The organism is Pararhizobium arenae (genome assembly GCF_001931685.1).
In the GTDB taxonomy this organism is placed as follows: domain Bacteria; phylum Pseudomonadota; class Alphaproteobacteria; order Rhizobiales; family Rhizobiaceae; genus Pararhizobium; species Pararhizobium arenae.
Map to the genome: position 1 here is coordinate 301,764 of NZ_MOOY01000002.1, position 24,411 is coordinate 326,174.

Annotated in this window: 21 protein-coding genes; 19 read left to right on the forward strand and 2 right to left on the reverse strand. The window is 61.4% G+C overall.

The features are described 5' to 3' along the window. The first annotated feature begins 6 nt into the window (after positions 1 to 6). Together BLX89_RS04790 and BLX89_RS04795 are read left to right on the forward strand one after the other, a co-directional pair. On the forward strand, positions 7 to 861 hold the full coding sequence (locus BLX89_RS04790) for a CheR family methyltransferase (RefSeq protein WP_075289509.1): 855 nt from the start codon (positions 7 to 9) through the stop codon (positions 859 to 861). Between the two features lie 64 nt (positions 862 to 925). Next, positions 926 to 2,023: a protein-glutamate methylesterase/protein-glutamine glutaminase gene (locus BLX89_RS04795; RefSeq protein ID WP_075289510.1), complete on the forward strand. Its 1,098-nt coding sequence runs from the start codon at positions 926 to 928 to the stop codon at positions 2,021 to 2,023. On the opposite strand, the gene BLX89_RS04800 is transcribed toward BLX89_RS04795, so the two are convergent. After that, the gene (locus BLX89_RS04800) at positions 2,020 to 3,183 is read right to left on the reverse strand and encodes a dihydrodipicolinate synthase family protein (RefSeq protein ID WP_075289511.1); all 1,164 of its coding nucleotides are present in this window, start codon (positions 3,181 to 3,183) and stop codon (positions 2,020 to 2,022) included. The genes BLX89_RS04795 and BLX89_RS04800 overlap by 4 nt on opposite strands. 362 nt (positions 3,184 to 3,545) lie before the next feature. Here BLX89_RS04800 and BLX89_RS04805 point away from each other — a divergent pair, with 362 nt between their 5' ends. From BLX89_RS04805 to BLX89_RS04825, 5 genes are read left to right on the forward strand one after another with little or no spacing between them, the layout of a single operon-like run. Then, complete coding sequence (locus BLX89_RS04805; protein ID WP_075289512.1) at positions 3,546 to 4,595, forward strand: LacI family DNA-binding transcriptional regulator; 1,050 nt, start codon at positions 3,546 to 3,548, stop codon at positions 4,593 to 4,595. After that, entirely contained in the window at positions 4,592 to 5,593 is a 1,002-nt protein-coding gene (locus BLX89_RS04810; RefSeq protein WP_075289513.1) for a Gfo/Idh/MocA family protein, read from the forward strand. Before BLX89_RS04805 ends, BLX89_RS04810 begins: the two co-directional genes overlap by 4 nt. A 5-nt stretch (positions 5,594 to 5,598) precedes the next feature. Next, positions 5,599 to 7,212: an acyl CoA:acetate/3-ketoacid CoA transferase gene (locus tag BLX89_RS04815; RefSeq protein ID WP_075289514.1), complete on the forward strand. Its 1,614-nt coding sequence runs from the start codon at positions 5,599 to 5,601 to the stop codon at positions 7,210 to 7,212. Next, positions 7,205 to 7,984, forward strand: a complete 780-nt coding sequence (locus BLX89_RS04820) for an enoyl-CoA hydratase/isomerase family protein (RefSeq protein ID WP_075289515.1) — start codon at positions 7,205 to 7,207, stop codon at positions 7,982 to 7,984. The genes BLX89_RS04815 and BLX89_RS04820 overlap by 8 nt, the downstream gene beginning before the upstream one ends. Further along, positions 7,984 to 9,492: an aldehyde dehydrogenase family protein gene (locus tag BLX89_RS04825; protein ID WP_075289516.1), complete on the forward strand. Its 1,509-nt coding sequence runs from the start codon at positions 7,984 to 7,986 to the stop codon at positions 9,490 to 9,492. Before BLX89_RS04820 ends, BLX89_RS04825 begins: the two co-directional genes overlap by 1 nt. A gap of 252 nt (positions 9,493 to 9,744) precedes the next feature. On the opposite strand, the gene BLX89_RS04830 is transcribed toward BLX89_RS04825, so the two are convergent. After that, positions 9,745 to 10,794, reverse strand: coding sequence for a LacI family transcriptional regulator (locus tag BLX89_RS04830; protein ID WP_075289517.1), 1,050 nt, complete (start codon positions 10,792 to 10,794; stop codon positions 9,745 to 9,747). 333 nt (positions 10,795 to 11,127) lie between these two features. Between BLX89_RS04830 and BLX89_RS04835 the strand changes: the two genes are divergently transcribed. The 12 genes from BLX89_RS04835 (at position 11,128) to BLX89_RS04885 (ending at position 24,366) form a co-directional block, all read left to right on the forward strand. Then, entirely contained in the window at positions 11,128 to 12,387 is a 1,260-nt protein-coding gene (locus BLX89_RS04835; protein ID WP_075289518.1) for an ABC transporter substrate-binding protein, read from the forward strand. Between the two features lie 243 nt (positions 12,388 to 12,630). Beyond that, positions 12,631 to 13,512, forward strand: coding sequence for a carbohydrate ABC transporter permease (locus BLX89_RS04840; RefSeq protein ID WP_075289519.1), 882 nt, complete (start codon positions 12,631 to 12,633; stop codon positions 13,510 to 13,512). Continuing rightward, the gene (locus BLX89_RS04845) at positions 13,509 to 14,390 is read left to right on the forward strand and encodes a carbohydrate ABC transporter permease (protein WP_075289520.1); all 882 of its coding nucleotides are present in this window, start codon (positions 13,509 to 13,511) and stop codon (positions 14,388 to 14,390) included. Before BLX89_RS04840 ends, BLX89_RS04845 begins: the two co-directional genes overlap by 4 nt. Before the next feature lie 4 nt (positions 14,391 to 14,394). After that, positions 14,395 to 15,507: an ABC transporter ATP-binding protein gene (locus BLX89_RS04850; protein WP_075289521.1), complete on the forward strand. Its 1,113-nt coding sequence runs from the start codon at positions 14,395 to 14,397 to the stop codon at positions 15,505 to 15,507. Positions 15,508 to 15,515: 8 nt separating this feature from the next. Next, positions 15,516 to 17,024, forward strand: a complete 1,509-nt coding sequence (locus BLX89_RS04855) for a GMC oxidoreductase (RefSeq protein ID WP_075289522.1) — start codon at positions 15,516 to 15,518, stop codon at positions 17,022 to 17,024. Next, positions 17,021 to 17,794 carry a 3-ketoacyl-ACP reductase gene (locus BLX89_RS04860; RefSeq protein WP_075289523.1) on the forward strand — a complete coding sequence of 258 codons (774 nt, stop codon included), beginning with the start codon at positions 17,021 to 17,023 and terminating at the stop codon, positions 17,792 to 17,794. Before BLX89_RS04855 ends, BLX89_RS04860 begins: the two co-directional genes overlap by 4 nt. Before the next feature lie 203 nt (positions 17,795 to 17,997). Then, positions 17,998 to 19,653 carry a GMC family oxidoreductase gene (locus tag BLX89_RS04865; RefSeq protein ID WP_075289524.1) on the forward strand — a complete coding sequence of 552 codons (1,656 nt, stop codon included), beginning with the start codon at positions 17,998 to 18,000 and terminating at the stop codon, positions 19,651 to 19,653. Between the two features lie 25 nt (positions 19,654 to 19,678). Further along, on the forward strand, positions 19,679 to 19,996 hold the full coding sequence (locus BLX89_RS04870) for a Dabb family protein (protein ID WP_075289525.1): 318 nt from the start codon (positions 19,679 to 19,681) through the stop codon (positions 19,994 to 19,996). Positions 19,997 to 20,002: 6 nt separating this feature from the next. Further along, a complete protein-coding gene (locus tag BLX89_RS04875; RefSeq protein WP_075289836.1) occupies positions 20,003 to 21,268 on the forward strand; it encodes a glycerate kinase type-2 family protein in 1,266 nt (421 codons plus the stop codon). A 268-nt stretch (positions 21,269 to 21,536) separates the two neighbouring features. Next, entirely contained in the window at positions 21,537 to 22,451 is a 915-nt protein-coding gene (locus BLX89_RS04880; RefSeq protein ID WP_075289526.1) for a transglutaminase-like domain-containing protein, read from the forward strand. Between the two features lie 164 nt (positions 22,452 to 22,615). Then, a complete protein-coding gene (locus BLX89_RS25310) occupies positions 22,616 to 22,744 on the forward strand; it encodes a hypothetical protein (RefSeq protein WP_280950560.1) in 129 nt (42 codons plus the stop codon). A 188-nt stretch (positions 22,745 to 22,932) separates the two neighbouring features. Beyond that, a complete protein-coding gene (locus BLX89_RS04885) occupies positions 22,933 to 24,366 on the forward strand; it encodes an aldehyde dehydrogenase family protein (protein ID WP_075289527.1) in 1,434 nt (477 codons plus the stop codon). Positions 24,367 to 24,411: the final 45 nt, after the last annotated feature.

Below are 24,411 nucleotides of genomic sequence, written 5' to 3' on the forward strand. Positions count from 1 at the left end.
CAGTCGATGAATGCTGCGCCCCGCCCGATGCAGGCGGTCAATGACCGCATCAGCAAACGCAATTTCGACCGGCTTGCCCGCTACATCTACGACTACAGCGGCATCAAGATGCCGCAGAGCAAGCTGACGATGCTCGAAGGCCGGCTTCGTCGCCGCCTTCGGGCAACCAACATCATCAGCTTCGACGACTACTGCGACTATCTCTTCAACGATGGCGGCATCGAGCATGAGGCCGTCTACCTCATCGATGCCGTCACCACCAACAAGACGGATTTCTTCCGCGAATCCAGACATTTCGACTATATGGCCGAAAGTGCCTTGCCGGCTCTCGTCAAACATGGGCACCGCAAGCTGCGCATCTGGAGTTCGGCTTGCTCTACAGGGGCCGAACCCTACACGATCGCCATGGTGATGCAGGATTTCATCGAGGACCGTCGCGAACTCGATTATTCGATCCTTGCGACCGACCTTAGCACGGATGTCCTGCAGACCGCGCATCAGGGCATTTATCCGGCCGATCTCGTGGCACCCGTGCCATCGGACATGATGCGCAAATATGTGATGCGCTCGGCCCGTCCCGGCAACAATGACATCCGCATTTCGCCGCGGCTTCGGTCTCGCATAGGTTTTGCACGCATGAACCTGATGGATGCCAAATATCCGGTGGGTGACCCCATGCACATCATCTTCTGCCGCAACGTGCTGATCTATTTCGATAAACCGACGCAGGCCACCGTTCTGTCGCGTCTGACGGATTGCCTTGTGCCCGGCGGCTATATGTTTATCGGACATTCGGAATCGATCACCGGCATCGACCTGCCGCTGAAGCAGGTTTCCAACACGGTGTTTCAGCGCGTCTAATCTCAAACATGCGTTTTCTGCGAGCGGAGGAGTTTGCATCGAAAGCGCTGAAAGGCAGATCGAAATGGGTAAGAAGATCCGGGTCCTGATTGTCGATGACAGTGCCAGCGTTCGCCAGACGATGACGGCGATCCTCAGCCAGGACCCCGATATCGAGGTGATGGGGGCAGCCTCCGATCCTTTCATGGCGGCAAAGCGCATTCAGGAAGACATTCCCGATGTCATCACGCTGGATGTGGAGATGCCGCGCATGGATGGCATCACCTTCCTGCGCAAGCTGATGGCGCAGCATCCGATCCCGGTCGTCATGTGTTCGTCGCTGACGGAAGTCGGCTCGGAAACCTTGTTGCAGGCGCTGGAAGCGGGTGCTGTCGATATCATTTTGAAGCCGAAGATAGGCGCCGCCGATCATCTGGCGGAAAGCGGCATGCGCATCCGCGAGGTGGTGAAGAGCGCCGCGCAAGCCCGTATTTCCGGCGTCCGCCGACCGTCTGCACGAACGAGCGGCGCTGCAGCTTCCGGCCCTGCCGCCAAGCTGACGGCGGATGCCATGCTACCGCCGCCAACTGGCCGCGCCATGGCGAAAACGACGGAAATGGTCGTTTGCGTCGGCGCCTCGACTGGCGGGACGGAAGCCCTGCGCGAGATGCTGGAAGCGCTGCCTGCCAATGCCCCGGGCATGGTCATCGTTCAGCACATGCCGGAAAAATTCACGGCCGCCTTTGCCAAACGGCTGAACAGTCTTTGTGAGGTCGAAGTCAAGGAAGCGGAAGACGGTGATCCCGTGCTGCGCGGACATGTTCTGATCGCGCCCGGCGACAAACATATGCTGTTGGAGCGGCAGGGTGCGCGCTATCATGTCTCGGTGAAGACCGGGCCGCTGGTCTCGCGTCATCGTCCTTCGGTCGACGTGCTGTTCCGGTCTGCGGCGCGTGCTGCTGGTGCCAATGCCATGGGCGTGATCATGACCGGCATGGGTGATGATGGCGCGCGCGGCATGGAAGAGATGAAGCGGGCAGGAGCTTTCAACATCGCCCAGGACGAGGCGACCTCGGTCGTCTTTGGCATGCCGAAGGAAGCGATTGCCCATGGCGGCGTCGACAAGGTCGTGCCGCTGGAGCAGATCGCCCGCGAGATTCTTCTCGCGCAGTCGAAGTTCTAAATTCCCTGAACCGTCATAAAAGCCTTCATGTGCTCGACGGCCAATTCCGGCCGATCGAGCACGTTGGCCTTGTCGGCAAGCCGGAAGATATCGGCATAGTGCAGCACCCCACGGGCGGACTGCATGCCGGCCGGCATGGTAAAGTGCTTCTGGTGACCGTTCAGCCAGGCGAGGAAGACGACGCCGGCCTTGTAATATTGCGTCGGCGTCTCGAAAATCTTGCGCGAGAGCGGCACGGTGGGCTCGATAACCGAGCGGAAGGTTTCGACGTCGCCTTCGGCCAGCGCCGCCAGCGCCTTTGAGGCGGACGGGGCGACCGCGTCGAAGATGCCGAGCAGCGCGTGGCTGTACTTCTCGCCATCGCCTTCGATCAGTTCCGCATAGTTGAAGTCGTCGCCGGTGAAGCAGAGCACGCCATCGGGCAGACGGTTGCGCAGCGCCACTTCACAGGCGTTGTCGAGCAGCGAGATCTTGATGCCCTCGACCTTGGCCTTGTTCTCCTCGATGATGGAGAGCACGGTTTCGAGCGCCGTCTCGAAATTCTCGGAGCCCCAATAGCCCCTGAGTTGCGGGTCGAACATATTGCCGAGCCAGTGCAGCACCACCTTGTCCTTCGTCTGGCTGAGGATGTGGCCATAGACCTTGCGGTAATCGTCCGGTGAGCGGGCGATGCGGGCGAGCGCTCGGCTTGCCATCATGATCGAGCGGCCGCCCTGCTTTTCGACGAAACCGACCTGTTCCTCATAGCCCTTGATCACGTCGTCCAGCGAGCGGGTATTTTCCGGCGCGAGATGGTCGGTGCCGGCGCCGCAGGCGAGATCAGCGCCCTCGACGGTGCGTGCTTCTGCGAGCGAGCGGCGGATCAGTTCCTGCGCGCCGGCCCAATCCAGCCCCATGCCGCGCTGCGAGGTGTCCATGGCTTCGGCGATCTTGAAGCCGAGCGACCAGAGGTGGTGACGGAAGGCAAGCGTCGTGTCCCAATCGATCGCCGGATTGCCCCAAGGCTGGAGGTCGCGCAGCGGATCGGAGACCACATGCGCGGCGGCATAGGCGATACGGCTGAAGCGCGGCACAGAGGCTGGCCGGGCAATCGGCGTTCCGGACAGATGGTAGGTCTCCACCGTGCCATCGGCGCGGGGCAGCAACAGGGCGTCAGACATGGATTTCCTCCTCAGTTGACGGTCGGATAATTTAGATCGTTCCAAATTTCAAGTGTTTGTTTTTGGCAATGGTAGTGGGGAGGTGCGTAGGAGGGACTATATGGGCTTTTGCTGGGAGAGCCTGAAAAGCCCTCATTCGTCATGCTTGGGCTTGTCCCGAGCATCTGCAAGGCTTTGATTTGCCGATATCCTGTAGATCCTCGGCGCAAGGCCGAGGATGACGAACTCCTGTGTTGCGTGGTTTCAGGGCACCAATCCACAGGGCTAATCATTTTTCCATCTTCCCGCTTGACAATATTGGAACGTTCCAATTATTTTGCCTTCACATTCGAGGCGGGAGACCTCGAGGGGAGGAAATTGTCTTGGTCAAGGAACGGGTCACGGTTATCGATATTGCGCGCGCCGCCGGCGTGTCGAAGTCGACCGTTTCGCTCGTGCTGCAGGCAAGCCCCCTTGTCAACGAGGCGACGCGCGCCAAGGTCAATGCGGTTATCCGCGAGCTTGGCTATGTCTATAATCGCGGCGCGGCCAATTTGCGGCAGTCCAACGCCAAGTCGAAGATCATCGGCGTTGTCGTCAACGACCTGACCAACAGCTTCTTTGCCGAGCTTGCCGTCGGTATCGACATGGTCGTGCAATCCGCCGGCTATGTGCAATTTCTTGCCAATACCGGTGAAAGCCTCGATCGCCAGCGCGAGGTTATCGCCTCGATGCGCGAACATGGCATTTCCGGTCTGATCCTGTCGCCGGCGCGCGGCACGGAAGCGTCCGACCTGAAGTCGCTGGTGGCGGCTGGTGTTCCGGTGGTCAATGTTGTTCGTCAGGTTCCCGGCGCGAAGGTCTCTTCGATGATTTCGGACAACCATGCCGGCGCGCATGAGGCGGTCACGCATCTCACCGGCCTCGGCCACCGCCGCATCGCTTTCCTTGGCGGCTTTCCCGATACGGCCGTGTTCAACGAGCGCTTTCAGGGGTATCGCGCCGCGCTTGTCGATGCCGGGCTGGAGGCGAGCGGCGAGCTGGTGATCGGTTCGGCGCCATCGCGCGCCGGTGGCGTTGCGGCCGTCGAGCGGGCGCTTTCGCTTGCCGTGCAGCCCACGGCGGCGCTCTGCTTCAATGATGCGGTGGCCTTTGGCGCCTGCGATGGCCTGCGCGCCAAGCGCATGGAGCCGGGTGTGGATTTTGCCGTCGTCGGTTTCGACGACGTGATCGAGGCGAAGACGGCGGTGCCGGCGCTGACGACGGTCTCCGTCGATCCGCAGGGCATGGGCCGCCGCACTGCGCAGTTGCTTCTCAAGCAGATCAATGCGGGCAAGGCGGATGCCGAGGCGATCGTCGGATCGGTGCGGCTCGTGATCCGCCAGAGCTGCGGCAGCGCGGCGGACAAGAGGGAAAGGCTGGCTCTTATATGACACGCTGGGGTTTGATCGGCGCGAGCACGATCGCGCATGAATGGGTGATCGATGCAATCCGCGCCGTGGGCGGCGAGATCGTTTCGGTGATGAGCACGAGCGCCGAGCGTGGCGCGGCCTATGCCCGCGACCATGGCATTCCGAAATCGGTGACGACGCTGGTCGAACTGGTCGGCGATCCCGATGTCGATGCCGTCTATATCTCGACGACCAACGAGTTGCATCGCGATCAGGCGATTGCCGCTGCCCAGGCGGGCAAGCATGTGCTGTGCGAAAAGCCGCTGGCCATGGCGCTTGACGATGCGCGAGCGATGATTGAGGCCGCGCGGGCTTCCGGCGTCGTCCTGGCCACCAATCATCACCTGCGGGCTGCTGGGACGCACCGCGCGATGCGTGAGGCCATCAAGGCGGGCCGGATCGGCAAGCCGCTATCGGCGCGCGTTTTTCATGCTGTCTACCTGCCGCCGCATCTGCAGGGATGGCGTCTCGACAAGCCGGAAGCAGGTGGCGGCGTCATTCTCGACATCACGGTCCACGACACCGATACGCTTCGTTTCGTGCTGGATAGCGATCCGGTGGAAGCCGTTGCTTTCTCCCAGGCTGGAGGCATGGGCAAGGCAGGGCTGGAAGATGCCGTCATGGGCGTTCTGCGCTTTGAAAACGGCGTCATTGCCCAGTTTCACGATGGCTTCACCACCAAATTCGCCGAGACCGGTTTTGAGGTGCATGGCACCGAAGGCTCGCTGATCGGCCGCAACGTCATGACGCAGCGCCCGATCGGTACGGTGACCCTGCGCAATGCCGATGGCGAGCAGGAACTGCCGGTGGACCACAGCAATCTCTATGAAAATACGCTCAACGCCTTTGATGCCGCCATTGCCGGCAAGGGCAAGCCGCTCTGCACCGGCGAAGATGGCATCTGGTCGCTGGCGACCGGCCTTGCCGTCATCAAGGCCGCCGTATCCGGCGCAAGCGTCAAGATCGAATCCGGACTTTGAAACTCATGAGTAAGCATATCACCCCGGCTGAAGCCGCTGCCCTAATCCCGGATGGCGCCGTCGTCACCGTCTCCTCGTCCAGCGGCCTCGGCTGCCCGGACCTGATGCTGAAGGCAATCGGCGAGCGGTTCGATGCGACCGGCCACCCCCGGAATATCACGACGCTGCACCCGATCGCAGCCGGCGACATGAGCGGTATCAAGGGTGTCGATTATATTGCCAAGAAGGGCCTGCTGGCCCGTATCATCGGTGGCTCCTATCCCTCCGGCCCGTCATCCTCCGAACCGCCTGTCATTTGGCAGATGATCGGCAATGACGATATGCCGGCCTATAATATCCCCTCCGGCATCCTGTTCGACATGCACCGCGAAGCCGCCGCCAAGCGGCCGGGTGTCCTGACCAAGGCTGGTCTCGAAACCTTCGTCGATCCTTCCCGCGAAGGCTGTGCGATGAATGGCAAGGCCGCCGCCGAGCCCGTGGTCAAGAAGATCGAGTTCGAGGGCGAGGAATGGCTGTTTTTCAAGTCGATCGTGCCCCAGGTGGCGATCATTCGTGCCACGACGGCCGACGAGCGTGGTAATCTCACCTATGAACATGAGGGCGCTTATCTCGGCGGTCTCGATCAGGCGCTCGCCGCCCGCAACAATGGCGGCATCATCATCGCGCAGGTAAAGCGCATCACCAAATCCGGCTCGCTGAAGCCCCATGATGTGCGCGTGCCCGGCATGCTCGTCGATTATGTCGTCGTCGATCCCGAGCAGAAGCAGACGACACTGACGGATTACGACCCGGCCATATCCGGCGAAATTTTCCGGCCGCTCGATACCTTCCGCGTGCCGGAGTTCAACATCCAGAAGGTGATTGCCCGCCGTGTGGCACAGGAGCTTGAGGGCGGCAGCTGCGTTAATCTAGGTTTCGGCATTTCGGCAAACGTGCCGCGCATTCTGCTGGAAGAAGGCCTGCATGGGTCCGTGACCTGGGTGATCGAGCAGGGGGCTGTCGGCGGCGTGCCGCTTCTCGATTTCGCCTTCGGCTGTGCCTCCAATGCCGATGCCTATATGCCGTCGCCCTATCAGTTCACCTATTTCCAGGGTGCCGGCTTCGATGCCTCGCTGCTCTCCTTCCTCGAAATCGGCCGTGATGGCTCTGTAAATGTCTCCAAGCTCTCCTTCCGGCCGCATGTGACGGCGGGTGCCGGCGGCTTCGTCGATATCACCGCTCGGGCGAAGAAGATCGTCTTCTCCGGCATGTTCAATGCCGGCGCCAAGCTGTCGATTGCCGATGGCAAGCTCGTTATCGAGAAGGAAGGCAAGCTGAAGAAGCTGGTGGAAGCCGTCGAGCATGTGACCTTCTCCGGTCCACGCGGCGTCGCGCAGGGGCAGGATATCACCTATGTCACCGAGCGCTGCGTGCTGAAGTTGACGCCGGAAGGCATCATGCTCACCGAGATTGCGCCGGGTATCGACCTGCAGACGCATATTCTCGACCAGTCGGAATTCCCGCTGATTGTTTCCGACAAGTTGAAGGTCATGGATGCGGCCCTGTTCGGCGAAGCGCCGATCGGTCTCACCCTGCCCGAAAAGCCGGTTCGCACGCTGCCGGGGGTGTATCATGGCTGATGAGCGTATCCGCATCGAGCGGGAAGGGCATGTTGCTGTTCTCACGGTATCGCGGCCCGATAAGCTCAATGCGCTCGATATCGAGATGCTGAAGGCGCTGTCTGCCGCCTGCGACAAGATCGAGACTGATACCGATATCCGTGTCGTGATCCTGACAGGGGAGGGCAAGGCCTTTTCAGCCGGCGGCGACATCAAGGCGTGGGGCGCGATGGGTCCCAATGAATTCGGTCACGCCTGGGTGCGCTTCGGCCATCGTGTGTTCGAACGGCTGGCGACGCTGCGCATGCCGGTCATCGCGGCCATGAACGGTCATGCTTTGGGTGGCGGGCTGGAGCTGGCGGCTGTCGCCGATGTCCGCATCGCGGAAGCGCAGATCAAGATCGGCCTGCCGGAAACCAGCCTCGGCATGGTGCCGGGCTGGTCGGGCACGCAGCGGTTGGTGTCGCGCTTTGGTGCGCAGGCTGTGCGCCGCATGGTGCTGGCGGGCGAGATGTTGACGGCCGAAGAGGCCCGTGTGCTCGGCATCGTCGATCATGTCGTCGAGCCCGGTTCCGCGCTCGCGAAGGCGAAGGAACAGGCCCAGAAAATCGCCGCGCATGGGCCGGCGGCATTGGAAATCTGCAAGCTGATGATCGCCGTCGCCAATGGCGAGGACAACGGGGCTGCCGTCGAGGCGCTGGGCTCGATACTCGCCGCCAAGACCGGCGACATGAAGGAAGGCGTTGCGGCCTTTGCCGCCAAGCGCCCGGCCGAATTCAAGGGAGAATGGTAATGACGGTTCTGGTAAAGCCCAAGGCGCTTGGTGATGTCGCGGTGCGCGACTTCCGCATGCTGATCGATGGCAAATGGGTTGCGGCCGAAACCGGCGAGACGCTGGAGCGTGTAGCCCCCGGTCATGGCGTCGTCGTCAGCCGCTATCCTGCCGCGAAAAAGGCCGATGCCGAACGCGCCATCGCCGCTGCCCGCCGTGCCTTCGAGGACGGCCCATGGCCGCGCATGACGGCTTCCGAGCGTTCGCTCGTTCTTTTGAAGGCGGCCGATCTCATCGCCGCCCGTGCCGATGAATTGGCTTATCTCGATTGCATCGAATCCGGCAAGCCGATCAGCCAGGCCAAGGCCGAGCTTGGCGGCGCCGCCGATATCTGGCGCTATGCAGCAGCCCTTGCCCGTGATCTCCACGGCGAAAGCTACAATACGCTGGGCGACGGCACCCTCGGCGTCGTGCTGCGCGAGGCGATCGGTGTCGTCTCCATCATCACACCCTGGAATTTCCCGTTCCTCATCGTCAGCCAGAAGCTGCCCTTCGCTCTCGCTGCCGGCTGCACCACGGTCGTCAAGCCGTCCGAGCTCACCTCCGGCTCGACATTGCTGCTCGGTGAAATCCTGGAAGCCGCAGGCGTCCCGGCCGGTGCCGTCAACATCATCACCGGCACCGGCCCGGATGTCGGCGCGATCATGACCAGCCACGCCGAGGTCGACATGGTGTCCTTCACAGGCTCCACGGGCGTCGGCAAGCTCACCATGAGCAATGCCGCGCAGACGCTCAAGAAGGTGTCGCTGGAGCTTGGCGGCAAGAACCCGCAGATCGTCTTTCCCGACGCCAATCTCGATGAGTTCATCGATGCCGCCGTCTTCGGCGCTTACTTCAATGCCGGCGAATGCTGCAATGCCGGCTCGCGGCTGATCGTTCATCGCGATATCGCCGATGAGGTGGTTTCGCGGGTGGCGGCGCTGTCTGCCAAGGTGAAGGTCGGCGATCCGCTCGATCCGGAAACCAAGGTCGGCGCGATCATCACGCCGCAGCATCTGGAAAAGATCGTCGGTTACGTCTCGGCTGCTTCCGGCAATGGCGCCACGGTTGCTCATGGCGGTTCGTCGCTCGATCTCGGTATCGGCCAGTTCATGTCCCCGACCATCCTTTCGGCTGTGAAGCCGGATATGGCCGTTGCCCGTGAAGAGGTGTTCGGGCCGGTGCTGTCGGTGCTCTCCTTTGAAACGATCGACGAGGCAATCCGCATCGCCAACTCCATTGACTACGGCCTTTCGGCCGGCGTCTGGAGCCGGGATTTCGACACCTGCATGACCATCGGCCGCAAGGTGCGGGCCGGCACGGTCTGGATGAACACCTTCATGGATGGCACGCCGGAGCTTCCCTTCGGCGGTTACCGCCAGTCCGGCCTCGGCCGCGAACTCGGCCGCCATGCGGTGGAGGATTATACCGAAACCAAGACGCTCAACATGCACATTGGCCAGCGCACCGGCTGGTGGATGCCGCGCTAAGGAGACGGGACCATGGCACGCTTGCGGAAGGGAGGGCGGCTGAACGACAAGGCGATGTCGCCTGTTCGTCTGCTGTCCGTGGCTTGTGAAACGGTGAAGGTTGCGACGATCTCCTTCTTCTCGCCAGCGGGGAGAAGTGCCGAGCGCGTGCGAGGCGATGAGGGGGGCTTTGCTGCATATTCCGAGCCAGCCTTCCCCCTCATCCGGCGCTGCGCGCCACCTTCTCCCCGCTGGGGAGAAGAGGAAGCAAGCTCAACCTCTTGCGGGAAAAACGATCGTCGGCTTCAGCAGGGTCTGCAGCTTTTCGGGATCGGTCTCGCCGCCGATGGCGGCAAGCAGTGTCGTGCCCATTCGAAAGCCGGTATCGACGAGATCTTCGTAGATCGTCTCGACCTTGGGCTGGATGTTGACGAGCAGCTTCGAGGTCTGCTTGGCGACGATGTCGTATTCGGCGCCCAGCGTCAGGCCGCGGTCGCTCATGCCGGTGATCGTTGCCAGTGCCGAGACCTCGCCGCCGCAGACGAAGCCGTCGGGCGCGTCGGTCAGTCCGGCGCGGCGACTGACGAAATCGCGGATCTCGTCGACGGGACAGTCCAGGTCGATGTCGTCAGGTATCTCGTAAGCGACACCAGCCTCGCGCACGGCGGTCATGAAGCCGTGCTGCAAATGCTGGCAGAACGTCATGCGCCTGGGCGGCAGGATGATGGTTGGCTTGCTCCGGCCACGGGCGATCAGGCGTTTCGTCGCCTCGTAGGCGAAGGTGAAGTTGTCGTAATCGACATAAGGGTGCGGCGTGGAGAAATCCGTGCGGCCGTGGGTGACGAAGGCAAAGCCCTGCTCGAGCAGCAAACGCACGCGCGGATCGAAGGGCTCGGTGCGCGAGAAGATGATGCCGTCTGCCATGCCGTTTCGAACGATGTGCCGGATGGCATCGACATTGCTGCCCGCGACGAAGCTCGGTGTGACGATGAGATGGTACGGCGTGTCCTTCAGGGCGTTGGCGATGCCGAGCATCAGCGACGTCCCGTAGCCCAGAATTTCCTCGTGCGGATCGAGCAGCACGCTGATGACATTGGTGCGGCCGGTCTTCAGGCGCTGGGCGGCGCGGTCGGGCAGGTAGCCGATCTTGGCTGCCACCTCATGCACGCGCCGTCGCGTCTCCGCCGAAATCTGCGGCGCATTGCTGAGCGCGCGGGAAACCGTGGTCACCGCAAAGCCGGTCAGGTCGGCAATCGTGCGCAGGGTCGGCTTGGCCGCTTTGAGCGGCGCATCGACAGGAGTGGATTTCGGAGTTTCGGCCAAGACAGGATTTCCGGAACGCTGAGACTGTGCGTCTTTGTAACGCGCGACGGAACAAGGTGCAATCTTGGTTTGTGAAAACGTTTTAAACATGAAAAGTATGACTTTATATGTTGCGTTGCAGCATGCTTGGCGTTAAAATTATCGTTATTAATCAAGGCTATTAAGCATTTGTTCGAAGTTTCGCACATGCGCTTGACTTGCCGGTATTTATAACGTTTTAAATTGTTCCAGCGGCGGGGAGCCGCGATGAATTGCCGGGCGCTTTTGGCGGTCGGTGTTGGGAGTGGCGGGGAGAAAATCCACCGCCTGACACTTGCAAACGGGAGGAATACGATGCGCAAGTTGATGACGACGACGGCAGTTGCAGCCGTTATGGCACTGACCGGCCTGACGGGCACGACGATTGCTCAGGCAGCCGAAAATGTTGAAGTTCTGCACTGGTGGACATCCGGCGGCGAAGCTGCGGCTCTCGACGTTCTGAAGAAAGACCTTGAATCCAAGAGCATCTCCTGGACCGACATGCCGGTTGCAGGCGGCGGCGGCACGGAAGCCATGACCGTTCTGCGCGCCCGCGTTACTGCCGGCAATGCGCCGACCGCCGTGCAGATGCTCGGCTTCGACATTCTCGACTGGGCCAAGGAAGGCGCACTCGGCAATCTCGATGAAATCGCCGCCAAGGAAGGCTGGGACAAGGTCATCCCGACCGCGCTTCAGCAGTTCTCGAAGTATGACGGCCACTGGATCGCGGCACCTGTCAACGTTCACTCCACCAACTGGGTCTGGGTGAACAAGGCAGCACTCGACGCGGCCGGCGGCAAGGAGCCGACCAACTGGGACGAGCTCGTTGCTCTGCTCGACAAGTTCAAGGAACAGGGCATCACCCCGGTCGCCCATGGTGGCCAGCCGTGGCAGGATGCGACGATCTTCGATGCGGTCGTGCTTTCCTTCGGCAACGACTTCTACAAGAAGGCCTTCATCGATCTCGACTCCGCCACCCTTGGCGGCGACCAGATGAAGGAAGCCTTCGACCGCATGACCAAGCTGCGCTCCTATGTGGACGACAACTTCTCGGGCCGTGACTGGAACCTCGCTTCCGCCATGGTCATCGAAGGCAAGGCCGGCGTGCAGTTCATGGGCGACTGGGCAAAGGGCGAGTTCATCAAGGCCGGCAAGAAGCCGGGCACGGACTTCGTCTGCATGCGCTTCCCCGGCACGCAAGGCTCGGTCACCTTCAACTCCGACCAGTTTGCGATGTTCAAGGTTGCCGACGACAAGGTTCCGGCCCAGCTGACCATGGCATCCGCCATCGAAAGCCCGGCCTTCCAGTCGGCGTTCAACGTCGTCAAGGGTTCGGCTCCGGCGCGCACCGACGTTTCGGATGAAGCCTTCGACGACTGCGGCAAGAAGGCCATCAAGGACCTTGCCGAAGCCAACACCAACGGCTCGCTCTATGGTTCGATGGCGCATGGCCATGCCAACCCGGCTGCCGTCAAGAACGCGATCTACGACGTCGTGACCCGCCAGTTCAACGGCGAGCTTTCGTCTGAAGATGCGGTCAAGGAACTGGTAGCCGCTGTCGAAGGTGCCAAGTAAGCATCAGGGTATGAGGGTTTGCCCCTCACCCCAGCCCTCTCCCCGCGTGCGGGGAGAGGGGACTAAAGAGATTGCCGCTTGTCCCTTCTCCTCGCTGGCGGGGAGAAGGTGCCCGACAGGGCGGATGAGGGGCTTTGGTTATTCTTCCAACGGCTCAAATTGCCCGCGGATCAATGTTTCAAAACGTGTGCGTGATCGATCCGGACCACTGTGGGGCCGGAGGTATGCGCCAAAGGTGGTGCCATGGATAGCCGCAGCCGGTTGCAGGATTTAGTGCCAAAGCTGGTGCTTGCCCCGAGCTTCCTGATCGTTCTCGTCTTCGTTTACGGCTTCATCGCCTATACGGGTTACCTGTCGCTGACGGACAGCAAGATGCTGCCCTCCTACAATTTCGTGGGGCTGAGCAACTATTCCAAGCTGTGGGCGCTGCCGCACTGGTGGCGGGCGATATCAAATCTGGCGATTTTCGCCACGCTCTACATTCTCATTTGCTCGGTGCTCGGCCTCGGCCTCGCGATCCTGCTTGACCAGAAGATCCGTGCCGAGGGCCTGTTGCGACCGATCTATCTCTATCCGATGGCGCTGTCCTTCATCGTGACCGGCACCGCCTGGAAGTGGTTCCTCGATCCCGGCATCGGGCTTGAAAACACCATGCACCTCTGGGGCTGGGAAAGCTTCTCCTTCAACTGGATCAAGGACCGCAACTACGCCATCTACTGCGTGGTCATCGCCGCCGTCTGGCAATCCTCCGGCTTCATCATGGCGATGTTCCTTGCGGGTCTGCGCGGCGTCGACAACGAGATCATCAAGGCGGCCCAGATCGACGGCGCCTCGACCACGACGATCTACCGTCGGATCATCATTCCGCTGATGCGGCCCGTTTTCCTCTCAGCCTTCGTCGTGCTCGCCCACCTCGCCATCAAGGCTTACGATCTGATTGTCGCCCTGACCGGCGGCGGGCCGGGGCAGGCGACCGAACTTCCGGCGACATTCATGTATTCCTACACCTTTACCCGCAACTCCATGGGCATCGGCGCATCCTCGGCGATCATCATGCTCATAATGATCTTCTCGATCATTATTCCCTACCTTTATTCTGAAATCAAAACGGAGAAGCGGTCATGAGCATCGCCAGCCCCGACAACGCCATCTCCAGCACCCGTTTTACCCGTGCGGTCATCTATACGGTGCTGATCCTCTTTGCGCTCTATTCGCTGCTGCCGCTCTATGTGATGCTGGTCAATTCCTTCAAGCCGCTGGACGAGATACGCCAGGGTGGCATGCTGAACCTGCCGCAGACCTGGACGGTCGAGCCCTGGCTTTCGGCATGGTCCACCGCGCAGATCGGCGTGCAGCCGACCGGCCTTCGCCCGTTTTTCATCAATTCGATCCTGATGGTGATCCCGGCGGTTGCGATCTCCACCATCATCGGCGCACTCAATGGCTATGTGCTGACCAAATGGCGCTTTCCGGGTTCAGGCATCTTCTTCGGCATGCTGCTGCTTTCCTGCTTCATCCCGTTCCAGATCGTGCTGATCCCGATGGCGCGCATCCTCGGTCTGCTTGGGCTTGCCGGCTCGACCACGGGTCTGGTGATGGTGCATGTCATCTACGGTCTCGGTTTCACCACGCTCTATTTCCGCAACTACTACGAGGCGTTTCCGACCGAACTGGTGCGGGCGGCGCAGATTGATGGCGCGAGCTTCTTCCAGATTTTCCGGCGCATCCTGCTTCCGTCGTCCGGCCCGATCATCGTCGTCTCGGTCATCTGGCAGTTCACCAACATCTGGAACGACTTCCTTTTCGGGGCCTCGTTCTCCGGCGCGTCCTCGACCCCGATGACAGTTGCGCTCAACAACCTCGTCTCCTCCTCCACAGGGGTCAAGGAATACAACGTTCACTTCGCGGGCGCGATCCTCGCCGCCCTGCCAACGCTCATCGTCTACATCGTTTCCGGCCGCTACTTCGTGCGCGGTCTGATGTCCGGCGCGGTAAAGGGTTAAAGCCATGTCGTTTCTGAAAATCACCGATCTGCGCAAGTCCTACGGCTCGCTGGAAATTCTGAAGAACATCAACCTTGAGATCGATGAGGGCGGCTTTCTGGTGCTTGTCGGCCCGTCCGGCTGCGGCAAGTCCACGCTGCTCAACACGATCGCGGGTCTGGAGCCGATCACGTCTGGCGAGATCGCCATCAACGGTAAATCGGTCGCGGGGCTTCACCCTTCGAAGCGTGACATCGCCATGGTGTTCCAATCCTACGCGCTCTATCCGAACATGACAGTTGCCGGAAACATCGCATTCGGCATGGAAATCCGCGGGGTGCCGAAGGAAGAACGTGAGAAGGCCATCCGCCAAGTCGCTGACATGCTGCAGATCGGCCATCTGCTGGAGCGCAAGCCGAGCCAGCTTTCCGGCGGCCAGCGCCAGCGCGTTGCCATGGGGCGCGCTCTGGTGCGCAATCCGCAGGTCTTCCTGTTCGATGAACCGCTGTCGAACCTCGATGCCAAGCTGCGCGTCGACATGCGCACCGAAATCAAGCGCCTGCACCAGCGCATGAAGACCACCATCGTCTATGTTACCCACGACCAGATCGAGGCGATGACGCTGGCGACCAAGATCGCCGTCCTGAAGGACGGCGTGTTGCAGCAGTTCGGCACGCCGGCGGAAATCTACAACAACCCGGCCAATATGTTCGTCGCCGACTTCATGGGCTCGCCGGCCATGAACCTGCTCAGCGCGACTGTCGAAGGCGGCGGCAACGATCTTGCGGTGTCGCTGGCGCGTCCCGACGCCGAGCCGCTGCGCTTGCCGGTCTCATCCGTCGGCAGCCTTGCCGCCCATGCCGGAAAGCAGATCGTTTTCGGCATTCGCCCTGAAGCATTGACCGATCCCGATGGAGCGGACCGCAATGCCCGCTCGCTGGCCGAGGGCGATTGCCTGATCGAGGTGGTGGAGCCGGCCGGTTCCGATACCTTCGCCGTCACTAAGCTTGGCGGCAAGGAAGTGGTAGCACGCCTCAGGGCCGATGTCCGCATCGCCGCCGGCCAAACGGCACGGCTTGCCTTCAATCTCGACAAGGCGGTGTATTTCGATCCGCAGACCCAGCAGCGCATCGCCTGAGACCAGCCATGAGCAAAACGCCCGACATCGTCATCATCGGCTCCGGCATCGGCGGCTCCACGATTGCCTCCGCGCTCGCGCCCTCCGGTGCAGACATCCTGATCCTCGAAGCCGGTGGCCATATTGAGGACCGGCCGGAAAACCGCGATGCCCGGGCGATCTTCCAGCGCGGCCATTTCCGCCCGAAGGAGATGTGGTACGAAACGGACGGCACGGCCTTCAACCCCGGCAACTATTACAATGTCGGCGGCAACTCGAAATTTTATGGCGCGGTGCTGGTGCGCTATCGCCGCGAGGATTTCGAGGAGATGGCGCATCTGGAGGGTGTGTCTCCGGCTTGGCCGTTTCCCTATGAGGAGCTGGAGCCTTGGTACAGCGCTGCCGAGCAGTTGTTTCAGGTGAGGGGCGCGCTGGGGCAGGATCCGACGGAGCCGGCTCATTCCCAAGCTTATGCCTTTCCGCCGGTGCCGGATGAACCGGCAATTGCCTCGGTGCGAGAGAAGCTGAAACGCAATGGGCTGCATCCATATTCCCTGCCGCTCGGCATCGATATCGACAAGTGGCTGGCGAAGGCGAAGACGCCGTGGGATGCGCATCCCAACAGTTTTGACGGCAAGATGGATGCCGAGACCGTCAGCCTCGCACTGGCGTTGCAGCATCCTAATGTGCGGCTGCAGACCGGCTCGCGGGTGACGCGATTGCTCACGGCAGCCGATGGCAAGCGCATCGAGACCGTTGCCTATATGAACGACGGGATAGAGCAGTCGATTTCGCCGAAGCTCGTCATTCTGTCGGCTGGCGCGGTGCAATCCTCAGTGCTCTTGTTGCGCTCGGCCAATGATGCCAATCCGAAGGGGCTGGCCAACAGTTCCGATCAGGTCGGCCGCAACTTCATGAACCACAATTCAAGCGCGGTGATTGCGGTTTCGCCGTTCTATCGCAATGACTCGATCTATCAGAAGACCTTCGGCTTCAACGACTATTACCTGTCTGATGGGGAGGGGGGGCCGCCGCTCGGCAATGTTCAGCTTCTCGGCCGCATCTCCGGGCCGATCCTGAAGGCGCAGATGCCTTCGGTACCTGAGTGGGTGCTCAATCAGGTTTCGGCCCACGCCATCGATTTCTACGCGATGAGCGAGGATATCCCGCATTCCGAAAGCCGCATCATGGTCGATGGCGAGCGCATCGTGCTTCAATGGGTGCGCACCAACTGGGATGCGCATCTGATGCTGGTCGACAAGCTGAAGAAGGCGCTGAAGGGCGCCGGCTTCCCGCTGGTCGTCTCGCGGCCCTTCGACAAGCGCACGCCGTCGCACCAGTGCGGCACCGTGAAGATCGGCACCGATCCGGCCAGCGCGCCGCTTGATGTCTATTGCCGGGCGTTCGATCATCCCAATCTCTTCGTGGTCGATGCCTCCTATCTGCCGACGTCTGCGGCGGTCAATCCGGCGTTGTCGGTGGCGGCGCAGGCGCTCAGGGTCGGCGCGCATATCCGGGAGAAGGATCTGGCGGCATGACGGGGCGGCGTCTGGCGATCGTCACCGGCGGGCGGCGGGGTATCGGCCTTGGCATCGCCAAGGCGCTCGCTGCCGCCGATTTCGATATTGCGATCACGGGCATTGGTGACAGCGCCGGTATTTCGCCGGTCTTGGAGGAGCTTGAAGCGCTGGGCGCGCAGGCGGCCTTTTATCGCGCCGATCTCTCCGATGTGTCCGGCCATCAGGCGACGGTCGAGGCTGTGGTCAAGCGCTTCGGTCGCATCGATTGCCTCGTCAACAACGCCGGCATGGCATCTGTGGTGCGGGGTGATTTCCTCGAGCTGAGCCCCGAGAATTTCGACACGATCGTCGCGACCAATCTGCGTGGCACGGTGTTCTTCACGCAGGCCGTTTTGCGCTCGATGCTTTCGACGGACGTTGCAGCGCGCGGTGCTCGTTCCATCATGAACATCACCTCGGTTTCGGCGTCTCTGAGTTCGCCGGAACGGCTGGATTATTGTGTGAGCAAGGCGGGGCTCTCTGCCTTTTCGCAAGGGCTGGCGCTCAGGCTTGCGGAAACGGGCATCGGGGTTTTCGAGGTGCGGCCGGGCATCATCCGGTCGGAAATGACAGCCGGGGTTTCTGCGAAATACGACGCGCTGATCGATGGCGGGCTGGTGCCGATGAAGCGGTGGGGCGAGCCATCTGATATCGGCGATATCGTCTCGGCTCTGGCTTCCGGGCGGTTCGGGTTTGCGACGGGCTCGGTCATCCAGGCGGACGGGGCGCTGTCGATCGGGCGGTTATGAGTGGATGACCTCTCTCCCCGGCGGGGAGAAGGTGGCCCGGAAGGCCGGATGAGGGGGCGGCGGGATCGGAGCTTGCGGCAAAGACCCCCTCATCGCCTCGCATTCGCTCGGCACTTCTCCCCGCTGGGGAGAAGAGGGCTTGGAATATTGGACTGGCTTTCTCTTCCCAAAGAAAGACCGGCAGAGACTTTGAGGACAGGAACATGACCTACGACTACATCATCACCGGCGCCGGCCCCGCGGGATGCGTGCTTGCAAACCGCCTGACGGAAGATGCCGATTTGAAGGTGCTGCTGCTGGAAGCCGGCGGCAGCGACTGGAACCCGCTGTTCCATATGCCCGCCGGTTTTGCCAAGATGACAAAGGGGGTCGCGAGTTGGGGCTGGGAGACCGTGCCGCAGAAGCACATGAAGAACCGCGTGCTGCGCTACACCCAGGCCAAGGTCATCGGCGGCGGTTCCTCGATCAATGCCCAGCTCTACACGCGCGGCAATGCGGCCGATTACGATCTCTGGGCAAGTGAGGACGGCTGCACCGGCTGGGATTATCGCAATGTGCTGCCCTATTTCAAACGCTCGGAAGACAACCAGCGTTTCGCCGACGATTATCATGGTTATGGTGGCCCGCTCGGCGTGTCCATGCCGGTCTCGGGTCTGCCGATTTGCGATGCCTATATCCGCGCCGGCCAGGAACTCGGCATTCCCTACAATCACGACTTCAACGGCAAGCAGCAGGCGGGCGTCGGCTTTTACCAGCTGACCCAGCGCAATCGCCGCCGCTCGTCCGCATCGCTTGCCTATCTCAATCCGATCCGCGACCGCAAGAACCTGACGGTGCGGCTCGGCGCGCGGGTAACGCGCATTTTGATCGAAGGAAAACGAGCGGTCGGCGTCGAGATCGCCACGTCGGGCGGACTGGAAACCATCCGGGCGGATCGGGAAGTGCTGGTTTCCTCTGGCGCCATCGGCTCGCCGAAATTGCTGCAGCAATCCGGTATCGGCCCTGCCGATCACCTTCGTTCGGTCGGCGTCGAGGTGAAGCACGATCTGCACGGCGTCGGCTCCAACCTGCAGGATCATCTCGATCTCTTCGTGATCTCCGAATGCACCGGCGACCATACCTATGACGGCGTGGCGAAGCTGCACCGTACGCTGTGGGCCGGGCTGCAATATGTGCTCTTCCGTTCGGGCCCGGTGGCCTCGTCGCTCTTCGAGACCGGCGGCTTCTGGTATGCCGATCCGGATGCGCGCTCGCCGGATATCCAGTTCCATCTTGGCCTCGGCTCGGGCATCGAGGCGGGCGTCGAAAAACTCAAGAATGCCGGCGTGACGCTGAATTCCGCCTATCTGCACCCCCGCTCGCGCGGCACCGTGCGGCTGAAGTCTTCCGATCCGGCGGCAGCACCCCTGATCGATCCGAATTATTGGGAAGATCCGCACGATCGCAAGATGTCGATCGAGGGACTGAAGATCGCCCGGGAAATCTTCCAGCAGGCGGCGCTTAAACCCTTCATTCTTGAAGAACGCCTGCCGGGCCGCGGCGTCGTCACCGACGAACAGCTATTCGATTACGGCTGCGCCAATGCCAAGACGGATCACCATCCGGTCGGCACCTGCAAGATGGGTACGGGGGCGGATGCGGTCGTGGGGCTCGATTTGAAGGTGCATGGGCTTGAAGGTCTGCGCGTCTGCGACAGTTCCGTCATGCCGCGCGTTCCCTCCTGCAACACCAATGGTCCGACGATCATGATGGGCGAGAAGGGATCAGATATCATCCGCGGCCTCGAGCCGCTGCCGGCCGTGATCTTCAGCCATGAGCGCAACGACCAGCGTCCGCGTGCCAGAGCCAATGTAAGATAGGGCCTATGTACGATAGGAGTTTCCGATGATCCGCCACTGCGTTTTTCTGCGTTTCAAGTCCGATTATCCCGATGACCGGAAGACAGAGATTTTTCAGGCGATCGAGGCTTTGAAGTCGCTCGTTCCGGGTTTCATCACCGCCCATATCGGTGTGAATGTCAGCCCGGAAACGGGCATGGACAAAGGGTATTCCGCCGGCTTCATCATCGATTTCACGGATGCCGCTGCCCGCGATGCCTATCTCGTTCATCCAGAACACCAGAAGGTTGGTGGTCGTATTGTTGACGCCTGCGAAGGCGGCGTCGATGGTGTGCTTGTCTATGATATCGAAGTTGCGGACTGATTGCTGATGCTCCTTGCCCCCCGGCCTTTTCTGGTTAGCCTTTTCGAGGCCGCTGTCACTGCTGCCGATCCGCTTGCCGCGATCCGCGCTCATCTGCCGGAGCCGCCGAAGGGGCGCACCATCGTCGTCGGTGCAGGCAAAGCGGCGAGCCAGATGGCGGCGGCTTTCGAAAGTGCCTGGGATGGCCCGCTGGAAGGCGCCGTTGTTGCGCGCCACGGGCCTGTTGCGGAAACGAGGCGCATCCGTGTGCTGCAATCGGCGCATCCGGTGCCGGATGAGGCCGGGCTTGCCGCATCAACGGAACTGTTGCGGCTGGTGGAAGGGTTGACCGAGGACGATCTTGTCATCGCGCTGGTGTCCGGCGGTGGTTCATCACTCCTGCCGGCGCCGCCGGAAGGCTTGACGCTGGAAGACGAGATCGCTGTCAACAGGGCGCTGCTCGCTTCGGGCGCGCCGATCTCGGCCATGAATGTGGTGCGTAAGCATGTCTCCCGCATCAAGGGCGGGAGGCTGGCTTTTGCCGCGGCACCGGCACGGGTGGTCAGCCTGATAGTTTCGGATGTGCCCGGTGACAACCCGGCTTTCGTCGCATCCGGGCCTACGATCCCGGATAGCTCGACGGCGGAGGATGCTCTTGCCATCGTCGCCCGTTACGGCATGGAGCTGCCGGCGGCGGTAATGCGGCATCTGAAGTCCGGGCAGGCCGGAGCGCCTTTACCGGATCATCCGGCCTTTGAAAACCATGTGCGCCATGTGATCGCGTCGGCCAGCGTTTCGCTGGAGGCTGCGGCTGCCAAGGCGAGAGAGCTTGGCGTCGAGCCGGTGATCCTGTCGGACGCGATCGAGGGCGAGGCGCGCGATATCGGCCGCATGCACGCGGCCATCGCCAGGGAGACGGCGTTGCGCAATCGGCCCTTCTCCAAGCCGGTGGTGATCCTATCCGGCGGCGAGACGACTGTGACCATCACAAACACCTACGGCAAGGGCGGACGCAACAGCGAGTTTCTGCTGTCGCTTGCGCTCGATATCGATGGCGTCGCTGGCATCCATGCGCTGGCGGCCGATACCGATGGCATTGATGGCTCGGAAGACAATGCCGGAGCCTTTGCCGATGGCGGGACGGTCGCGGCGATCCGGGCCGCAGGAGCCGATCCGCGCGATCATCTCGCCCGCCATGACGCCTGGAGCGCCTTTCGAGCCAGCGGCGATCTCTTCGTGCCGGGGCCGACGGGTACCAACGTCAACGATTTTCGGGCGATGCTCATCGTCTGAGCGGCGTCTGCCGTTCAAGGAAATTCGTTTCCTCTTTTTCGCGATCTGCGCTAAATTGATCGTGCCGCGTGCGCCGTTGCGCACCGCGTACGGCGCGTTGTATCAAGACGGCCTTTCACACTCCAGTTTCTGTTTCCGTGCGGCCAGTCTTGCCCGAACAAGGGCCCGAGTGAGAGGAGGCGTGTTACGGTAAATCGTCTCCAGTCCAGGCAACAAGTCGGAACAAACCAGCGAAAACGGCGTTTTTTGCTGGTTGTGGAGGTCGAATATGTTCATCCGGTTCGGATACGAGATTGGGGTTCGTTGCGTACAGCCGACACCTCTGATGACTTATCTTTCTGTGGATCGCGACCGGCGACGCGATATCGTTAGCGAGCGAGGCCCTATCGCCAAACCGCCCATCAAGATGGGCGAGATCACCGACCCGTTCGGCAATGTCTGCGTGCGCATGGTCTTGCCGGAAGGCGACACGGTGTTGTCCTATGATGCTATCATTCGCGACAATGGCCGCCCGGATACAATTTATCTGGAAGCGGGCGCCGTGCCGGTGGAGACGCTTCCGGCATCCTGTCTACCTTATCTCTCCGCCAGCCGCTATTGTGAAACCGACCGTTTCGGCGCGCTCGCCTGGCGCCAATTCGGCGATATCGAGCCGGGCTGGAAGCGGGTTCAGGCGATTTGCGACTATGTGCACGAGCGGCTGACCTTCAGTTACGGATACTCCTCAGTCATGCGCACTGCAATGGAGGCGCATGAGGAGCGCTCGGGCGTTTGCAGGGACTATGCCCACCTTGCGATCACGCTCTGCCGCTGTATGAACATGCCGGCCCGCTACGTGAACGGCTATCTCGCCGAAAGCGATACGGCCGATAACCCGGCCCCAATGGATTTCAACTCGTGGTTCGAGGCCTATCTTGAGAACCGGTGGTATACCTTCGATGCCCGCAACAACACCCCGATGGTCGGCCGGATTGCGGCGGCTCGCGGGTGTGATGCGGCGGATGTGCCCTTGATCCAGACCTTCGGCAAACACGAACTGACGGCGTTCCGTGTCTGGACCTACAAGGACACCAACGTGGAACTGACGGAGCCCCCGAGCCATGGCGAAGTTTCGCTTCTCAATCCCTGGTTCAGCGAGCGCTGGGCGCGCCACGTCATCGAGCGGGAGCATCAGGAACATTGAGACGCTGCCTGCGTTTTTTAAGGTACTGGTCTGATTTTCCCTTTCCGGCCCAAAAATCGAAAAATAATATCTATAAACTTACTGGAAAATTTCGGACAACATAGGGAGAGAATGCCGGTGACGAGGACAAAAGTCCGTCCGGCCAAGCCATAGGGAGAGCAAGAATGCAGAGTTCGAAGCCGCTTGCGCAGAACCGTAACATTTCCGCTGTTTCCTGGAATACCGCCGCACAAGGCGCCGCACTTGCCGCAGCCTTCCTTTTCGTGACCGCAATGGTGTGCGGCGCGATCTGACGCTACAGATATTAAAATGAAAGGCCTCGCGGACGATCGACGCGGGGCCTTTTCTTTGCTCGTGCCCTGCCTTTGAGCCGCCATCCACAATCTTCTCTTGACGCCACGGCTTGACCCGGAATTTTCGGCAGGCCAGCATGCGCCCGCGTCGCCGAGGCGGCGCCATAAAACAAGGACGGGAGAGCAGCATGCAGGACAAGCGGAAATTCTTTATCGGTGGCGCGTGGGTCGATCCGCTAAAGCCCAATGACCTCGAGGTGATCAACCCGGCGACCGAAAAGCCGATTGCGGTCATTTCCATGGGCACGGCAGCCGATATCGACCGTGCCGTTGCCGCCGCGAAGGCCGCTTTTCCGAGCTACAGCCAGACGTCGCTTGATGAGCGCATCGCGCTGTTGGAGAAGCTGCTGGCCATCTACAAGCGCCGATACGACGAGATGGCGCGCACCATCACGCTGGAACTCGGCGCGCCGATCACCATGAGCACCGAGCAGCAGGCCGATGTCGGCGTCGGCCATCTGCAAGGCTTTATCGATGGCCTGAAGCGGTTGAAGGCGCGCGAAGTGCTGCCGAATGGCGATGTCGTACGCCGCGAACCGATCGGCGTCTGTGGCCTGATCACGCCCTGGAACTGGCCGATCAACCAGATCGCCCTCAAGGTCGTGCCGGCGTTGGCAACGGGCTGCACCTGCGTTCTGAAGCCATCCGAATTCACGCCGCTCAATGCGCTTCTTTATGCCGAGATGGTCGAGGAGGCAGGCTTCCCGGCCGGTGTCTTCAATCTCGTCAACGGGGATGGCATCGAGTGCGGTTCCGCGCTCTCGAAGCACAAGGACATCGACATGATGTCCTTCACCGGCTCCACCCGCGCCGGCATCGCCGTCAGCAAGGATGCGGCCGAGACGGTGAAGCGCGTGACGCTGGAGCTCGGCGGCAAATCGCCGAACATCGTTTTCGAAGATGCCGATCTGGAAGAACGTGTGTCCGCAAGCGTCGCCGAATGCTTCAACAATTCCGGCCAGTCCTGCGACGCGCCGACGCGCATGCTGGTGCAGCGTTCCGTCTACGACAAGGTTGTCGAGATCGCCGAAAAAGCAGGAAAGCAAGCGACTGTCGGCAATCCGGAAGAGGAGGGCAGCCATATCGGGCCGCTCGTCTCCCATATCCAGTTCGGTCGCGTGCAGGCCCTGATCGAGGCGGGGGTCGCCGAAGGCGCGCGTCTTCTGGTCGGCGGTCCCGGCAAGCCGGAAGGTTTCGAGACCGGCTATTTCGTTCGCCCGACGATTTTCGCCGATGTGAACAATGATATGCGCATTGCCCGTGAGGAAGTCTTCGGCCCGGTGCTGGCGATCATTCCCTTCGAGACGGAGGAAGAAGCCATCGCGATCGCCAACGACACGGCTTATGGTCTCGCCGCCTATCTCCAGACCGGCAATCCTGACCGCGCCGAGCGCGTGGCCGCCCGGCTGCGCGCCGGCATGGTCCATATCAATGGCGGGCCACACCGCTATGGCAGCCCGTTCGGCGGCTACAAGCAATCCGGCAATGGCCGGGAGGGCGGTTTGTTCGGGCTTGAGGACTTCCTTGAAGTGAAGACGATCCATCGGCCTGACGCGGCTTGATAATATTCGGGGTCTGCAGGCGATCTTGCAGGCCCCGAAATCTTG

What these genes read in the sequence shown, in the direction of transcription:
- BLX89_RS04790 (WP_075289509.1), top strand. Translation starts at nt 7, where the DNA reads ATGAATGCTGCGCCCCGCCCGATGCAGGCGGTCAATGACCGCATCAGC.
- BLX89_RS04795 (WP_075289510.1), top strand. Translation starts at nt 926, where the DNA reads ATGGGTAAGAAGATCCGGGTCCTGATTGTCGATGACAGTGCCAGCGTT.
- BLX89_RS04800 (WP_075289511.1), bottom strand. Translation starts at nt 3,183, where the DNA reads ATGTCTGACGCCCTGTTGCTGCCCCGCGCCGATGGCACGGTGGAGACC.
- BLX89_RS04810 (WP_075289513.1), top strand. Translation starts at nt 4,592, where the DNA reads ATGACACGCTGGGGTTTGATCGGCGCGAGCACGATCGCGCATGAATGG.
- BLX89_RS04815 (WP_075289514.1), top strand. Translation starts at nt 5,599, where the DNA reads ATGAGTAAGCATATCACCCCGGCTGAAGCCGCTGCCCTAATCCCGGAT.
- BLX89_RS04820 (WP_075289515.1), top strand. Translation starts at nt 7,205, where the DNA reads ATGGCTGATGAGCGTATCCGCATCGAGCGGGAAGGGCATGTTGCTGTT.
- BLX89_RS04825 (WP_075289516.1), top strand. Translation starts at nt 7,984, where the DNA reads ATGACGGTTCTGGTAAAGCCCAAGGCGCTTGGTGATGTCGCGGTGCGC.
- BLX89_RS04835 (WP_075289518.1), top strand. Translation starts at nt 11,128, where the DNA reads ATGCGCAAGTTGATGACGACGACGGCAGTTGCAGCCGTTATGGCACTG.
- BLX89_RS04840 (WP_075289519.1), top strand. Translation starts at nt 12,631, where the DNA reads ATGGATAGCCGCAGCCGGTTGCAGGATTTAGTGCCAAAGCTGGTGCTT.
- BLX89_RS04845 (WP_075289520.1), top strand. Translation starts at nt 13,509, where the DNA reads ATGAGCATCGCCAGCCCCGACAACGCCATCTCCAGCACCCGTTTTACC.
- BLX89_RS04850 (WP_075289521.1), top strand. Translation starts at nt 14,395, where the DNA reads ATGTCGTTTCTGAAAATCACCGATCTGCGCAAGTCCTACGGCTCGCTG.
- BLX89_RS04855 (WP_075289522.1), top strand. Translation starts at nt 15,516, where the DNA reads ATGAGCAAAACGCCCGACATCGTCATCATCGGCTCCGGCATCGGCGGC.
- BLX89_RS04860 (WP_075289523.1), top strand. Translation starts at nt 17,021, where the DNA reads ATGACGGGGCGGCGTCTGGCGATCGTCACCGGCGGGCGGCGGGGTATC.
- BLX89_RS04865 (WP_075289524.1), top strand. Translation starts at nt 17,998, where the DNA reads ATGACCTACGACTACATCATCACCGGCGCCGGCCCCGCGGGATGCGTG.
- BLX89_RS04870 (WP_075289525.1), top strand. Translation starts at nt 19,679, where the DNA reads ATGATCCGCCACTGCGTTTTTCTGCGTTTCAAGTCCGATTATCCCGAT.
- BLX89_RS04875 (WP_075289836.1), top strand. Translation starts at nt 20,003, where the DNA reads ATGCTCCTTGCCCCCCGGCCTTTTCTGGTTAGCCTTTTCGAGGCCGCT.
- BLX89_RS04880 (WP_075289526.1), top strand. Translation starts at nt 21,537, where the DNA reads ATGTTCATCCGGTTCGGATACGAGATTGGGGTTCGTTGCGTACAGCCG.
- BLX89_RS25310 (WP_280950560.1), top strand. Translation starts at nt 22,616, where the DNA reads ATGCAGAGTTCGAAGCCGCTTGCGCAGAACCGTAACATTTCCGCTGTT.
- BLX89_RS04885 (WP_075289527.1), top strand. Translation starts at nt 22,933, where the DNA reads ATGCAGGACAAGCGGAAATTCTTTATCGGTGGCGCGTGGGTCGATCCG.